Raw genomic sequence first — 14,587 nt, 5'->3', positions numbered from 1 at the left:
CAGGTATCAGCAAGGAAATCAGGAACAGGATATGGTCAAAGCCGATCCAGATATGCCAGACCCCTTCCTTGACGAACTGGCCCAGCTGCTTGATGAGGCCAGTGCCATTCGCTTTGATGGTGACGGTATGCTGATCGGCAGAGGCGATGGCCACCTGGTTGCTGGCGCCCTGCTTGAGCGTCACGATGCCCTTGTGCAGCCGATCAAATTCGAACAGCAGCGAATAGTCGACCTGATAGCTATCGGCAGCGGCGCAGGACAATTCGGCGTTGATCACGGCATACATGCCATCTACATGCTTGTCGACCTGCAGGCCGCGATATAGCGGAACGCAGACCTGGCCGCCGGCATTCACGCGCAAATGCTCAAACGCATAGCTTTGCAGCCGCGCTTCCGCCGCTTGCAGCTCGCCCCAAGTCACTTTGCCATCCAGGTCGTGATCCAGGCCCAGCGCCATATCCAGGTCGCGAATAGCGATGTCCCATTGCATATGCAGCTGCGGCGCCGCTTCCTGCTGGCTAAGCGTGAGATAGCTATCGCTGGGTTTGTGGGCATATGCCAGTGTGCAAAGCACCAAGGCAAACAAGGCAGTCAGGCAACGCTTCATGATTTGGCTCCCAGCAAGGACTGGAGCAATGGGCTTAGCGCTACATCCTGCATCTGTGTCTGTTTGATCCAGGTGGCGACTTGACTTGCCACCTCCTTATTCCCGGCGGCAATGGCCGCTTCCAGCAGCAAGCGCACATCGGCTGGTTCACGCTGCACCTGCCAATTGGCCTGCGCCAGTGCCAGTGCGCCTTTTGCATCACCCAACAAGCCAAGCCGGAACCGCGCTTCTTCGCGCAGATGCACCCGGTCGCCACGCAAGCGGGCCGCATCGAAGCGCTCGCCGATTTCAGCAATATGGCCTGCAGCACTTGGCAGCTTCAAGGCCTTCTCGGCCAAGGCCAGCCGTAGCAGGGCATTGTCGTTGCGGACATCGTTGCTGGTGAGCGTGATCACTTCCTGATAGCGCTTTTGCTCCAGCAGGTAGTCTGCGTACGCTACCCGGCTTTCCGGGCCGGCTTCCTTCTGGCTTTGCATCTGCTGGAACGCTGCTTCCGTCGCCGCCTTGTCGCCCAAGCGCTGGGCAATATCAGCCTGTGCCAGCCATAGCCACTCGCGAATGGAAGGCGTCAAGCTATCGGCCTGGCGCTCGGACAGCTTTTGCAACAGCGCCAGCGAGGTCTGCGCATTGCCGCTAAGGCTATCCACCTGCGCCTTGCAGATCGCGCCCAGCAGCAGGGTATCCAGGGTCAGCAAGGCGCTGCAGTCTTTGCGGGCTGCCGCATAGTCGCCCCGCACCTGGCGAATGGTGGCACGGGTCAGCAGCGCCTCGGCGTCGTGCGGCCGCTCGCTCACCACCTGGTCGAGATCGACCATGGCGCGGTCGAACTGATGGTTGCGCTGCGCCAGCACCGCGCGCATCAGCCGGACTTGCGGCGGGATCCGCGCCTGCATGGCCCAAGGTGCCAGCGCGGCTTCGGCATAGCCAAGGTAGCGCGGATCGCTGCTGGCGCGGGCCTGCAGCAGATATTGGCGCGACAGGGCCACGGCGGTTTCTGCATCACCGGGCTGCTTGGTCAGCTTGTCGCGCATAGCGCGCAACTCAGTCTCGCGGGTGCCTTCCAGCAGGCGGGTCGGCAGTACTTCCAGCACCTGGGTCGGTTCAGTAGGACGCCAAGGCGCGGCAGTAGCATGCAGGCCAATCAGCAAGGCCAGGTGAGGCAGATGGCGAGTGAGTTTGGTTTTCATCATGTTCTCCAGACAAGGCCTGGCCCTGCCAAACAGCGGGGACCAGGGCTTGTACAACTACAGTGCAACAGGTTCGGCGCTATCGCTATCGGTAACGGCAATCGTGCTGATATCGCTTGGCGCGGCATCATCCGATTGGGTAGCCGCCAGATTGCGCGTCTGGGTGGTAAAGGCGTCGGCACTGCTGCCGGGCTGGGTTGGCATGGTGGTGCCAGGCTTGTCATCACTGCCGCCACAGGCGGCGAGCAAGCCGCCCAACACGATTGCCACACCAGCGGCACGTAACAGCGAAAAGTTGGTTTTCATTGCCATCTCCAGGAAAACACTGAGCACATTCCCCTTATCGCTAACAGTCGGCGGCGTAGCTGCCCCTGCGCTGGCCGACTGCCCTTGTCGCTTAGCCACTTTGCTCGACGCGGGAGGGAATGTGTCAGTGGTAAATCATCACGCCTACGGTCTCGTTGTTTACACAGAAGGTGGGACGCCTCCCACCTTCTGCTGACCAAACAACGGCCGGCTAACTTCAGTTCTGCAGCGACTTAGTTGGAAGCACCCGCAACCGGCGTCTTCAGGTAGGGGAAGCTAGCGTCGAAGAAGCTGTCATCGAGGTAGGCACCGTCGGTGAAGTCGGTCGTGCCGCTCGCGGCTTGTGCTGCAGTACAGCCGCCGATATTCAGCGTGCACAGGCGACCCATTACCACGCGCAGGGCGATATCGACCACGTCATCGCCGGGGCGACGGCCGTTCGGGAAGCCGGCGCTATCGCCACCAATCACCCCCATACGCTTTTGCATGCCCTTGGGCACCGCTGGCGTGGTGGTATTGAGGCGCAGCATTTCCGAGGCAACCACATTCTTCGGCTGATTGACGCCAGGCACGCCGGTGAGGAAGGCGGTAACCAGGTCATTGCGCGGGAAGTTGGTCGGTGCCTTGACGCCGGCCGAGCCAAACAGCACTTCCAATAGTGTTGGCAAGGTGGGGTTGGTGACATAGTCGATAAACTGACCATCGCCAGACGGCTTGCTGGTATTGAACTTGTCCTTGTCCTTCAGGCCAATGACCAGCTCGTTGACCAGCGGCATACCGAGGCGCGACACCTGCGACCAGGCGCCACCTTCCTTGGAAGCATTGCTGATGCCGCTTGCCGGTGCCGGATTGATCAGGCGCGCCTGGCGCAAGCTGGCGGTGGTCCAGCCACCAATCACCGGCTCGCCATTGGCGACCAGGCAGCTGGCCGGCACTTCCATTTCAATAGCGGTCACGTTCTTGGCCTTGAGGCTATCGAGACCCTTGTCTTCGGCGGCTTTGTCAAACGCGGTAGCGGGCGCCTTGATATTGACCAGGTCAAAGGTTTCACCCAGATTCACCACGAACGGGTCTTTGCGCTGGCCGACAAACACCTTGGCTGGCGAGCTGCAACCGGGGATATTGACGCTGTAAACATGCTTTGCAGCGTAAGCGGCGTAGTCCGGCAGCGACTTGGTGCCGATATAGTCGACTGGCTTGTCAAAACTGGTGGCGCCGGTAGCAGCATTGGTCACCGCAGCGCGGGTACCGGTGCGGCGATCGCCACGTACCACGGTAATGCTGTAGCTCTCCTGCACATTAAGGGCAGCCGCCTTAGGGTCGGTAATGCCGCCGATATTCATCAAGGGCACCGACACATTCTTGCCGCCAACTGGCACGGTCAGGTCAGACAGCTTGTTGCTGAAGCGGAACTGGAAGGTCAGGTCTTCCTTGGCGTCGCCATTGTTGTCGATATGGATTTCGTACAAGGCGTCCGGGTCGAGCGAGAAATAGTTCGGGCCGCCGTAAGCATCCTGCAGAGGCAGGTAGTTGGCGATCAGCGTGACATTGCCGGCACGGCCAGCCTCGTAGCTGTTGAACATATAGAAGTCGGTAGCATCAACCTTCGGATTGCGCGTAATGAACGGCGCTTCACGGTGGCTGGAAGCCGCGACCGGGTTGCTGAAAAATACGCCCAGCAGGGCAACAGGCAGGCAGGCTAGTGCAAAGCGATTCAGTTTCATCTTGCTCTCCATCAAAAAGTGGTTTGGGGGCGACCAATGGCCCGTCCACCTCCTGATACGCAGCGAAAAATGGGCTGGATGCAAAAGAATCAAAAATTTTTGCCAGTAATAAATGGATACACGAACAAACTCTCCTGGCCGGCGCTTGAGTAAAAATGCTGGCCAGGCTGCGACGGTCGCAGCCATCGCTTTACGAGGACACCGATGAATCCAGCACCCTTCCCTAGCGAACTTCGCACCCCGCGCCTGCTGCTGCGCCAGTTTGTTCACGACGACTGGCCGGCCATGCATGACCACTACCGCGACCCGGAATGCACCGCCTATACCTTTCGCCGCGCCTTGAGCGAGGGCGAGAGCTGGCGGGCGATGGCCAGCATGGTCGGCCATTGGCAGCTACGCGGCTATGGCCCGTTTGCGGTAGTGGAACAAGACAGCCAGCAGGTCGTCGGCGCGGTTGGCCTGTGGTATCCCAATGACTGGCCGGAAGCTGAAATCAAGTGGGCATTGCGCAAGGCGTTCTGGGGTCGCGGTTACGCGGCCGAAGCCGTGCGGGCGGTGCAGGCACCGGCTTGCCAACATCCCGGCAATCCGCCGATCAGCTTTATCAACGGGGAAAACCAGCCCTCTTTGCAGCTGGCACAGGCGGTAGGCGCACAGCTGGAAAAAGTGATGGAGTTTCGCGGCGCGCCCTGGCATATGTATCGCCATCCCGCCGCCGGGCCGCAATAGGCCTGGCATGGCGCCATGGCAGGCCAAGCTGCGACCGTCACACTGCGCCTGCGCCTGCGCGATGCGGTGTACCATCGGGCGGGTCAAATTCGGGTCTAGCAGCCATGTTGCCGTCACGCCGCCTGTTTCTACTCCAGCAACTCCCCATGCTTGCCCTGGCTGCCAGCCGGGCAAGCGCCGCCGAGCCATCCGGCGAGATCGCCGAAAACGACCCGGATGCCGTGCGTATCGGCTACCGGCGCGACGCCAGCCAGATCGACAAGCGCACCACACCCGGCTATGCCGATGGGCAGACCTGCATGAGCTGCATGCTGTTCAATCGCAAGAGTGGCACTAGCTTGGGCGCGTGCGAGGCAATCAACCATCGACTGGTGACCGAGGGCGGCTGGTGCAAGGTATACGTGCCAGCGATGTGATGCATTCAGCCACCTTGCCTATCGACACAGCGATGAGCTACCAACTGCGGCCACCGCAATCTGACGAAATCGACACCATCGCCAACTGGGCAATTGCTGCCGGCTGGCCCGGTCGGGACAAGTACGCGGCGCTTACCGTGGCGGAATTCGGCGTATTGCTGACACAGCCTGGCCACTACAGCTTTGCCATGAGCGAGGCCGGCAGACCGGCGCTTGGCTTTGGCCAGCTGTGGGTCCATGCCGACGATACCGTCAGCCTGCTGCGCATCATTGTCGCCCCGCACTTGCGCGGCCAGGGCCTTGGCAAACAGCTCACTGCCTTGTTGCTAGAGGAAGCACGCAAGCTAGCCAAGGCAAGGCAAATCAAGCTCAAAGTATTGCGCGACAACCTGGCCGCGGTGGCGGTCTACACCTCGCTGGGTTTTCAAATCATCGAGGCACAATCAAGCCCGCATAACTATGTGATGGTCAGGCAATGACGCAGTACGCGCAAAGCGCGTTACGATTGCCCCTGCCGCATCCGCCACACGTCCCGCTACCTGCAAAGTACACCATGGATATTCACGTAAAAATCGCCGCAGCCCTGCATATTGTCTCCGCCGTATTGGGCTTGCTGCTGGCGGCCTTTCTGCTGCTCTTGCTGGTCGGCTTTTCCTCGCTGCTGAAACTGAGCCCGAGCGAATTCGCCCTGCTCAATACCTTTGGCGGCATTGCCATTGCCGTAGTGGCTGTGTTTGCCACCGCGCAGTTACTCGCCGGTGTGTTTTGCCTGCGCGGTGCCAGTGGCGCGAAAATCTGGCTGATCGTGTTCAGTATTTTTTCGCTGTTCAATTTCCCGATCGGCACCGTGTTCGGCGTGTACTCGCTGTGGGCATTGCTGCGCCCGGTGCCGGCACCGGTGGAAAAGACCATCAATCCCATCGTTTGAACCGCGCCCCAACGCCCGCGCAGCCATTCGGGCTTTGCAGCGCGTTTGCCGATCCGCCTCCGCGCTGTAAATGCGATGAGTTGGAAGGTGCCGGCAGGGCCCGCACCCGCTTACCGCGACGCCAACAGACGCTCGCGGGCAAACTGGGCGGCCAGGATGGCGGCTTCTCGCTCAGCGTCGCCGAACCCACCAAGACTGCCGGCCTTGTCCACTTCGGCATACCAGACCGGCGTCTGCTGAGCTCGCAAGCTTTTTACAAACGCTTTTACTTCTTCACTCGGTACCCGGGCATTCGCGCCCGCTTGCAGCACCAGCAGCGGCGTCTTGATACGCGCCGCCTGGCTCTGCGCCGAAAAGCGTGCCAGCAGCTGCTGACCGGCCTCGGTGCGCTCATCGCCATATTCAGCGCGCATCTTGTCCTGCAACGCTGCCGGCGACTTGCTGATAAAGGAAGCCAGATTGACCGGGCCAACGCTGATGATGGCACCGCGCAAGCGCTCGCCATATTCGGCCAGGCTGGCATAGCTGAGTATGCTGCCGGCGGTGCTGCCAGTTAAGCGTACCGACAGCATCACCCGGCTGGGATCAAGATCGGGCTGAGTCTTGATCCAGTCGAGCAAGGCGCCGACATCGCGCACCGCATCAGCCCGTTTATCCAGATTGTCCAGCGCTTCGTATTCCGGGCCGTAATTGCTAGAGCCGCGTACATCGGCGTGGATCAAGGTGGCGCCCAGCTCATCCACGGCAAAGCGATCCACCGCCGGGAAGTTTTCCGGCGCGGTAAATGCGCCGGCGCCGCCCAGCTCGATCACCACCGGGCTAGGTCCGGCCGCCTTGGCAGGCCGAACGATACACGCCGGGATCTGCCGCGCCGCCGCGCCGACCCGATCAACACTCGGGTAGCTGAAACGCTGCCAGGCCTGCATCTTGCCTTGGTCCAGGCCGGCGAAGCTGCCGGAGGTCCAACGCACGACTTCATTGCGGCTGCGGTCGAACACATAGTTGTCACTGGTGTCATTGGTCTGGATGGCGGAAAACAGCAGGCGCTGGCTGTCGGCCGAAAAGGCAAAGCCGGTCAGCCAGTCGGTACGCGCCGGCACGGTGCCCAGTCGCTCCAAGGTGCGCGCATCAGCCAGGTGAAGGTGTTCAAAGCCACCTTCGCGGCTGGCATAGGCCAGCACATCGCCGCTGGGCGCCAACACCATGGCCTTGCTATTCACCTCGCCCGGCGCCGACACCCAGCTGATCTTCTGATCGGCCAGGCGGATATTGGCCAGCCTTACGCCACCTTCGACCGCCAACAGCGCAAACAGCGATTCGCCGTCGGCCGCCAGCTGCACGGCGGCGGGGCGAATATCGTTCAGGCCGGCGATCGGGGCCAGCGGCGCGGGCTTTCCGGTTGCCATATCCAGCAGCGCCAGCTTGCTGCCATCCATCTGCAGCAGCAAGCGCTTGCCATCGGCGCTCCAGCCTAGCGGCACATAGTCACCCTCCAGCAAGGTACGCGCCTCAGCAAAGCGCTCGACCGAGGCCAACATCAAGCGCGCGCCCTTGTCGGTGCTGGCCGTAAAGGCAAACTGCTTGCCATCCGGCGTCCAGCGCGGATTGTCATCGCTGCGCTCCGCGCTGCTCAGGGCGCGTAGCTGCCGGCTGCGGCTGTCGAAGGCGTGTAGCTGCGACTTTCCGGCCACGTTGCGGGTAAACAGGGTGTACACGCCATCGGCACCGGGCTGGGCGGTGGAATCGGGTGCGAAATCATCAAAGTCTGCAGCAATCGTCTGTAACGGCGCGCCGGGCTTGGCCACATAGGCCAGGGATGAGGTGCCGAGATGGCGCCGATGGGCGATTACAATGCCCTGCCCGCCCGGCGCCCAATGGTTGGCGAAATTGAGTTCCACCGCTTGATATTGATCGACCCGCTTGACGATCTCGGGTGCGATCGCCGGCACCCCATCGGTGCTCAAGGCCTTGAATTGAAAAGAGTCAGCCGCCTGGGTACCAAGGGGCAAGCACAGAGGCAAGGCATAGATAAGCGTGGAAATGCGGCTGGCGGATGGAAGTGGCATGGTCGGCTTTCTGGTCGGTGGTTCGCTTGGGTGGCAAGCGGAAAGCCGCGATTTTAAGAAGCGGGCCACAACCGTCCAGCCAGCACGCGACAAACCGGCGTGCGCCGGGATAAGTGGTCGTGGACGACGACGGTTGGCAGTACCTGTAACAGGGTGCGAAGGCACACCAGCACCATAAACACAATTCAAATCATGGACTTGCCGTCTGCGGCGTGTAGCGCAACTGCGCCAGATCAAAGCCTTGGGCGCTGGCGGCGGCCAGGGCCTCATCCAGCAAGGGCTTGGGCAGGTTGGGGGTGCGCGACAGCAGCCACAGATATTTGCGATTGGGATTGCCCACCACCGCCCAGCGATAGTCCGGATCAAGCCCGATCACCCAGTAATCCGCCTTGAACGGCCAGAAGAACGACACTTTCAACTTGGCGTTGTTGCCGCCCTCCACCACGGTGGCCTTGCCTTCGGCACTGTCAAAGCCATCCTTGGTGCGGCAGCGATTGAGCACCGACACCGCACCATCAGGCCGGATCGCATAATTGGCAGTGGTGTCGGCGATGCATTGGCGCTGGAAAAACATCGGGAAGCTGGCGATCTCGTACCACTGGCCCATATAGCGATTCAAATCCAGCTGGGCAACGCTGGCGACTGGTGCCTCGGCCTGTGCCGGCGCATGCACCAGGAAAAGCAGGGCGGCATAGGTAGATAAAGCCATTTTCTTCATCATCGATTTGACCTGTTGGGTGAGTGGCTGGGGTAGGCGTTGCAAATACACCATATTTCTGGCGCAGCAGAGACCGTGGTTTTGTAGGTCGGAATTCATTCCGACAGCGACATTCGAGCGACAGCATAGCGGCCTTCGGCCGCACGTCGGGTTGAAACGCGACCTACGATTTTGGCCCGCAGGTTCCGATGGTTTCTACTGTCGCCTGGTTTTCCATAAATGGCTTCTTGATCAAGGCGTCATAAGCACACAGCCGCCCCTTATTGGTTTCGATAATCGTGACCCGGTAATTGCCCTCCTGCCGCTCCGTGGTGCTGAGCACCACCAGCTCGGCCAGCTCATTGTCGAAACGCTTGGCCAGTGCGGTCTGGGTTTCTGATGGCAGCTTCAGCAACGAGGGCGGCAGGGCCTTCGGTTTGACCATCCATCCACCGCGCTCTGCTGCATCGCGCTGCTGGCGATCGGCGCCGCGTGTTGCCGCCATTGCCCGCTCACGCAATGTAGTAGTTGCCTCTATCGCAACACTGGGCGCTGCCGGCTCGATCGGTTTGCTGGCCATGACCGGTGTATTCGCTGGCTCGGATTCCTTTATGTTCGCCTCAGCAGGCAGCGTTGCTGGCCGCGCCATCGGCTTGGGCACAGTGTGCGATGGCAACGGGGCCTGCATTGGTGCAGGTGCAGGTGCAGGTGCAGGTGCAGGTGCAGGTGCAGGTGCAGGTGCAGGTGCAGGTGCAGGTGCAGGTGCAGGTGCAGGCAACAGTCGAATCGATAGCGGCGGCGTATTCAAGCGCATCGACTTGCGCCATTGCCAGGGGCGGCTCGCCAGCCAGCCATGCAGCAGTATCGACAGGACAATGGCCACCAGCAGATAGGGGCGCTGCGGCAAGGTCGGCAGGTTAAGGCTGGCGTTCAAATCGATCTTTCCTGTCATGGACAACAGTGCCGTTCCGAATTTTGGGTGGGCCGGCACTAGCGACCTTGATGCAGCCTGAAAAGCGCGGGGTGTAGGAGCGGCTTCAGCCGCGATTGTTCACCAGTTCGTAACCGTTCCTGCGCATGAACCCTGGCAGCGGCAAATCGAAAAGCCAGCAGCGCCGATGCTATTATCGCTGCCTCTTTCTGGAGCCCGCCCCATGTTTGACACCGCCACCCAAAGCCGCACCCCCGACTACGCAGAGCTTGACCGCCAACTGGCCGCTTTGTTCGAAGGCGAGCGTGATTTCATTGCCAATGCGGCGCAATTTTCCGCCTTTATCTTCCAGACCCTGAGCGACCTCAACTGGTCAGGCTTTTATCTGGCCCGCGGCGAGGAACTGGTACTCGGCCCCTTTCAGGGCAAGGTCGCCTGCGTGCGCATTCCGTTCAGCCGTGGCGTGTGCGGTGCGGCCGCCAGCCAGCGCCAGACCATGGTAGTTGCCGATGTCCACGCCTTCCCCGGCCATATCGCCTGCGACGCCGCCTCCAATGCCGAAATCGTGCTACCGGTAATCCACAATGGCCGCCTGATCGGCGTATTCGACATCGACAGCCCCCTCAGCAACCGCTTCAGCGAAGCCGACCGCATCGGCCTGGAAAGCTTGGTGGCGCGCTTTGTGGCGATGACGGACTGCGACGGGATTTGAGGCAATGCATATTCAGCATAAGAAACCAACAGGCGGCTTTATTGCGGGTACCCCGGTATGGACCGATAGGGGCTTAGTGCCAATTGAAAAAATTTGTGTTGGGGATATGGTGCTGTCGCGCTGCAAGGAAACAGGCGCGCAGGAGCACCAACGCGTTAGCAAGACCTTTACCATGGAAAATCAGATAATTTGGACAGTTAATATCTGGGGAGCCAACAAAAAGGAAAAGGACAAGGAAATCGAGGAGTACTTTTTTACCAAGGGAGACCAGCTATTTTGGAAGTGCAGACCGGACTGGTGGGATGATGAAGTGTCTGGCGAGTTCGGACATGAGGGATGGAGCTCGGTTGAAACATTTAACGTTACACATCTGCTTTGCATGAATGGGCAAACAGCATTAATAGAACGACCCCATGAGGTTACTCGACAATTTGCTCCAAATACCGGAATTGCCATGAGCGACGCCCGTGGCGAATGGGGCTGGCAGATAATTCAAGGCCCTGCAGGTGAGTTATTTAATTCCCCCTCCTATTCAAGGTATATGCATGGAATGCGAATTTCAGAGAATGAAGGCAATTTACAACAAACTCTGGAACCATTTCTTGCGACCGTATACAACATAACAGTTGAGAAATACCATAGCTATTTTGTCGGCCAGTTAGGCGTGTGGGTCAATGAAATATCGGATTCCAACATTTTATAGTTTCCTTCCGGATCATTTCCGCCGCTTCCGACAACCAGTTCCCAACCAATCTAGCTGCGGCGGCGAACGCCCCCTCTCCCCAACCCTCTCCCACAACGGGAGAGGGAGTACACCCTCACAAAACAAAGCCCCGCACTGCGGGGCTTTGTTTTACAGATACTGTGTCGGCCAAATCAACCCTCGCCGCGTATCGCCAGTTTGTAGCCCACCTTCAGGGCGCCACGGCCGGCGACCGGCTTGTTCCATTTCTTCAACTCGGCCACCGACACATCGTATTTGCGGGCGATTTCGTCCAGGGTGTCGCCGCGCTTGACCACATAGCGCAGCTCCTTGGCCGGCTTGGCCTTGGCCAGCTTGCTCGGCTTGGCGTCGGCACCATCGACCTTGAGCACGGCGCCGACGGCGACCTTGTTGCTGCTCAAGCCATTGAGGCGCTTGAGCTCTTCCGGCTTCATCGCATATTTGCGCGCAATCGAGAACAGCGATTCGCCCTTGGCGACCTTGTGCTCGGCGCTACGCGCTGATTTGGCAGGGGCGCTCTCTTCGCTACGGGCGGCCGATGCTGCGGCGCCGGCGATCAACGCTGCCAGGTTCTGGCGATCGGACGCTTCGACATTGTCGCGCATCGGCACCAGGATGGTCTGGCCGCTGGCGGTGCGGCCGCTGCCGAGCTTGTTCACCTGGCGCAATTCGTTTTGCGCAATGCTGAACTTGCTGGCAATGGCGTCGATCGATTCGCCCTTCTTGGTGACATAGGGCTGCCAGGACAGCAGCGGCTTGTCGTAGCGCTGCAGGTTCTGCTCGAATGTGCCCACCTTCTCGGCCGGCAGCAGCAGCTTGCGGTCATCCTTGTAGGCAAATACCGGGCGGATCAGGCCGGGGTTGAGCATCAGCAGCTCTTCCACCGTAGTGTCGGCCAGCTTGGCGGCCAGCTCCACATCGATATGCCGGCCAGTGGAAACCGGTTCGAAATAGGGCTTGTTCGGCATGTCCGGCAAGGTCAGGCCGAATGCCTTCGGATTGGCGATGATATTGCGCACCGCCATCAGGGCCGGGACATAGCCCGAGGTTTCATTCGGTTTCTTGATGCTGTCGAAGGTGGCATCGATGCCCTGGGCGCGGGTCTTGGCCACGGCACGGCCAACGCCGCCCTCGCCCCAGTTGTAGGCGGCCAGTGCCAGCTGCCAGTCGCCGAACTGGTTGTACAGGTCTTGCAGATAATCGAGTGCCGCATAGGTGGCGGCCATCACATCCTGGCGGCCGTCGTACCACCAGGTGCGTTCCAGGCCATAGCGGGCGCCAGTGGCCGGCATGAACTGCCACAGGCCCGAGGCGGTGGCCCAGGACTGCGCCTTGGGCGAAAAGGCCGATTCGACAATGGGCAGCAGCGCGATCTCGGTCGGCATGCCGCGCTTTTCCACTTCGTTGACGATGAAATACAGATAGCGGCGGCCGCGCTCCGCCACCCGCTGGATGTACTGCGGCTTGCTGGCGTAAAAACGCTCCAGCCGTTTGACATCGGCACTATCGCGTTCCGGCATCTTGAAGCCGCTGCGCACCCGTGCCCATAAATCAGCCTGATCGGCATTGGTTGAGGCCGGTGCAACAGTATCCGGCGCCAAGGCTTCGGCTACGGTTGCAGCGGGTGGGATGGATGGACTGGGTGTTGCAACTACCGGCACCGGCAGCGATTTGGCCGGCGCCATATCGGCCGGGCTGCGAGCGGGGCTATCGGCGGGCTGCTCTTCTGCCTGTGCCAGCGGGGCGAACAGGACAGCAAGGCAGGCAAACAGCGGGGCGAGGCGGAACGGGAATGGTGGCATAGGCGCAAATAAAAAGGCATGTCGCAAAGTCGATTTCGGGACATGCCAGTGATCTGGAAACTGGCCGGATGGTAATCGCCGCGCCGAGCGGGCGTCAATCAAAAATAGCCTTACAAATCAATCCTGAACGCGGAACTTTCTGCCCAAAGCGCACTACAAGGCCACACAGGGCGGCTTTGCCGGCGAGCCAGCCTGCTGGCGGCTCAGGCAAACCGGTCTTTCCAGCGACGCAAGGCGGCGAATACCTCGACCGGGGCGTCGCTCTGCGCGCCATGCTGGCGCGCGGCGGCCTGCACTGCCGGCTGGCCCCAGCGCAGGAAAGGGTTGCACGCCAGCTCATCGGCAAGCCGGAACGGCACGGTGGGCTGGCCGACATTGCGCCTTGCCGCATCAGCCTGCGCGCGCCGCTGCAAGGCGGCGTTGTCCGGCTCCACCGCCAGGGCAAAGCGCTGGTTGGACAAGGTGTATTCATGGGTGCAATAGACTTCGGTGGACGGCGGCAGGGCCGCCAGCTGCGCCAGCGAGGCCTGCATCTGCGCCGGCGTGCCTTCGAACAAGCGGCCACAGCCGCAGGCAAACAGGGTGTCGCCACAGAACAGGCGCCCCTCGCCATGGTAGGCCAGGTGATCGAGGGTATGACCCGGCACCGCCATCACCGCAAAGCTTGCCCGCAGGCCGGGCAAGGCTAGCGTCGCGCCAGCAGCCAGCGGTCGATCGACCAGGGCAAGGCTGGCCGGGCCGTATACCATGCAGGCAGTGGCATCACGCAGCGCCGCCACACCGCCGGTGTGGTCACCATGGTGGTGGGTGAGCAAGATGGCATCGAGCTGCAAACCACGCTCGGCCAGGGCCACCAGCACCGGCGCGGCCTCGCCCGGATCGACCACGGCGGCGTGGCCATGCGCATGCAGCAGCCACACATAGTTGTCTTTGAGGATGGGAATCGGCACGATGGACAACATGAACAGCTCTCCAGCAGATTGCGCGGCCTTTGCCGACTGGTTGCACACACCCTTGGGTGACTATGTCTGGGCTCAGGAACAGGCCTTCTTCGACGCAGCAGTGGCCGATATCTTTGGCTATTACGCGGTGCAGCTGGATCTGCCGGGCCGCCCTACCCTGCGCAGCAACCGCATCCCCTCGCGCCTGACCGCCGGATTATCACCCGACTGCCAGCTGCAATGCGACCCGGCGCAGCTGCCGTTTGCCTCGGCCAGTGTCGATCTGCTGGTATTGCCGCACACCCTGGACTTTCACCATGATCCGCACCAGGTAGTGCGCGAAGCAGAGCGGGTGCTGGTGGCCGATGGCCGCCTGGTGATCAGCGGTTTCAACCCGTGGAGCCTGTGGGGCATTACCCGGCTGGCGCGTCGCCGCCGTGGCATGCCGTGGCAGGGACGCTTTGTCGGCCTGCCGCGCCTCAAGGACTGGATGGCCCTGCTCGGACTGGAGCCCACGCCGGCCCATATCGGCTGCTATCGCCCACCCATGCTGAGCGAGCGCTGGCTGGGGCGGCTCGATTTTCTGGAGCGAGCCGGGCAGCGCTGGTGGCCGGTGGGCGGCGCCGTCTATGGCTTGGTGGCGATCAAGCGGGTGCGTGGCATGCGCCTGCTTACACCGCGCTGGAAATCGCTGGCCCGCGTCGCCCCGCCAGTTGCGGTGCCGGTGCCGGTGCCGGACCGGCGCCAGCCACAGGCGCAAGATTGTGATCTGCCGCCCTGATTGGCGCCAAAACCCCACCCGGCCGGCGCGGAATTG

16 protein-coding genes are annotated in these 14,587 nt (G+C 61.2%); 7 read left to right on the top strand and 9 right to left on the bottom strand.

What is annotated here, in order from left to right:
• The 4 genes from ACE3OH_RS11060 to ACE3OH_RS11045 form a co-directional block, all read right to left on the bottom strand.
• On the bottom strand, positions 1-607 hold a 607-nt coding region (locus ACE3OH_RS11060), incomplete at its 3' end, for a hypothetical protein (protein ID WP_374352109.1).
• Entirely contained in the window at positions 604-1,794 is a 1,191-nt protein-coding gene (locus ACE3OH_RS11055; RefSeq protein ID WP_374352103.1) for a hypothetical protein, read from the bottom strand. The genes ACE3OH_RS11060 and ACE3OH_RS11055, both read right to left, overlap by 4 nt.
• Before the next feature lie 57 nt (positions 1,795-1,851).
• Positions 1,852-2,100: a hypothetical protein gene (locus ACE3OH_RS11050; protein ID WP_374352100.1), complete on the bottom strand. Its 249-nt coding sequence runs from the start codon at positions 2,098-2,100 to the stop codon at positions 1,852-1,854.
• 233 nt (positions 2,101-2,333) lie between these two features.
• Positions 2,334-3,824: a DUF4331 domain-containing protein gene (locus tag ACE3OH_RS11045; RefSeq protein ID WP_374352097.1), complete on the bottom strand. Its 1,491-nt coding sequence runs from the start codon at positions 3,822-3,824 to the stop codon at positions 2,334-2,336.
• Between the two features lie 204 nt (positions 3,825-4,028).
• Here ACE3OH_RS11045 and ACE3OH_RS11040 point away from each other — a divergent pair, with 204 nt between their 5' ends.
• The 4 genes from ACE3OH_RS11040 (at position 4,029) to ACE3OH_RS11025 (ending at position 5,897) form a co-directional block, all read left to right on the top strand.
• The gene (locus tag ACE3OH_RS11040) at positions 4,029-4,553 is read left to right on the top strand and encodes a GNAT family N-acetyltransferase (RefSeq protein WP_374352094.1); all 525 of its coding nucleotides are present in this window, start codon (positions 4,029-4,031) and stop codon (positions 4,551-4,553) included.
• Positions 4,554-4,699: 146 nt separating this feature from the next.
• Complete coding sequence (locus tag ACE3OH_RS11035; protein WP_374352091.1) at positions 4,700-4,969, top strand: high-potential iron-sulfur protein; 270 nt, start codon at positions 4,700-4,702, stop codon at positions 4,967-4,969.
• A 32-nt stretch (positions 4,970-5,001) separates the two neighbouring features.
• A complete protein-coding gene (locus ACE3OH_RS11030; RefSeq protein ID WP_374352088.1) occupies positions 5,002-5,448 on the top strand; it encodes a GNAT family N-acetyltransferase in 447 nt (148 codons plus the stop codon).
• Between the two features lie 74 nt (positions 5,449-5,522).
• A complete protein-coding gene (locus ACE3OH_RS11025; protein ID WP_374352085.1) occupies positions 5,523-5,897 on the top strand; it encodes a hypothetical protein in 375 nt (124 codons plus the stop codon).
• A gap of 110 nt (positions 5,898-6,007) precedes the next feature.
• On the opposite strand, the gene ACE3OH_RS11020 is transcribed toward ACE3OH_RS11025, so the two are convergent.
• The 3 genes from ACE3OH_RS11020 to ACE3OH_RS11010 form a co-directional block, all read right to left on the bottom strand.
• Positions 6,008-7,963 carry a prolyl oligopeptidase family serine peptidase gene (locus ACE3OH_RS11020; RefSeq protein ID WP_374352082.1) on the bottom strand — a complete coding sequence of 652 codons (1,956 nt, stop codon included), beginning with the start codon at positions 7,961-7,963 and terminating at the stop codon, positions 6,008-6,010.
• A 190-nt stretch (positions 7,964-8,153) separates the two neighbouring features.
• Positions 8,154-8,672, bottom strand: a complete 519-nt coding sequence (locus ACE3OH_RS11015; RefSeq protein WP_374352079.1) for a lipocalin family protein — start codon at positions 8,670-8,672, stop codon at positions 8,154-8,156.
• A 172-nt stretch (positions 8,673-8,844) separates the two neighbouring features.
• The gene (locus ACE3OH_RS11010; RefSeq protein ID WP_374352076.1) at positions 8,845-9,594 is read right to left on the bottom strand and encodes a hypothetical protein; all 750 of its coding nucleotides are present in this window, start codon (positions 9,592-9,594) and stop codon (positions 8,845-8,847) included.
• A 220-nt stretch (positions 9,595-9,814) separates the two neighbouring features.
• Between ACE3OH_RS11010 and ACE3OH_RS11005 the strand changes: the two genes are divergently transcribed.
• Both ACE3OH_RS11005 and ACE3OH_RS11000 read left to right on the top strand, forming a co-directional pair.
• The gene (locus tag ACE3OH_RS11005; protein ID WP_374352073.1) at positions 9,815-10,303 is read left to right on the top strand and encodes a GAF domain-containing protein; all 489 of its coding nucleotides are present in this window, start codon (positions 9,815-9,817) and stop codon (positions 10,301-10,303) included.
• Between the two features lie 4 nt (positions 10,304-10,307).
• Positions 10,308-11,006, top strand: coding sequence for a hypothetical protein (locus tag ACE3OH_RS11000; protein ID WP_374352070.1), 699 nt, complete (start codon positions 10,308-10,310; stop codon positions 11,004-11,006).
• Between the two features lie 173 nt (positions 11,007-11,179).
• On the opposite strand, the gene ACE3OH_RS10995 is transcribed toward ACE3OH_RS11000, so the two are convergent.
• Both ACE3OH_RS10995 and gloB read right to left on the bottom strand, forming a co-directional pair.
• Positions 11,180-12,829: a LysM peptidoglycan-binding domain-containing protein gene (locus tag ACE3OH_RS10995; RefSeq protein ID WP_374352067.1), complete on the bottom strand. Its 1,650-nt coding sequence runs from the start codon at positions 12,827-12,829 to the stop codon at positions 11,180-11,182.
• A 203-nt stretch (positions 12,830-13,032) separates the two neighbouring features.
• Positions 13,033-13,791: a hydroxyacylglutathione hydrolase gene (gloB, locus tag ACE3OH_RS10990; RefSeq protein WP_374352064.1), complete on the bottom strand. Its 759-nt coding sequence runs from the start codon at positions 13,789-13,791 to the stop codon at positions 13,033-13,035.
• Here gloB and ACE3OH_RS10985 point away from each other — a divergent pair.
• Positions 13,790-14,551, top strand: a complete 762-nt coding sequence (locus ACE3OH_RS10985; protein WP_374352061.1) for a class I SAM-dependent methyltransferase — start codon at positions 13,790-13,792, stop codon at positions 14,549-14,551. The two genes, gloB and ACE3OH_RS10985, sit on opposite strands and share 2 nt — an antisense overlap.
• Positions 14,552-14,587: the final 36 nt, after the last annotated feature.

This window comes from Chitinimonas sp., assembly GCF_041904975.1.
Classification (GTDB): Bacteria; Pseudomonadota; Gammaproteobacteria; order Burkholderiales; family Chitinimonadaceae; genus Chitinimonas.
Note: the sequence above shows the minus strand (reverse complement) of the source record. Positions and strands in the feature narration are given on the sequence as shown.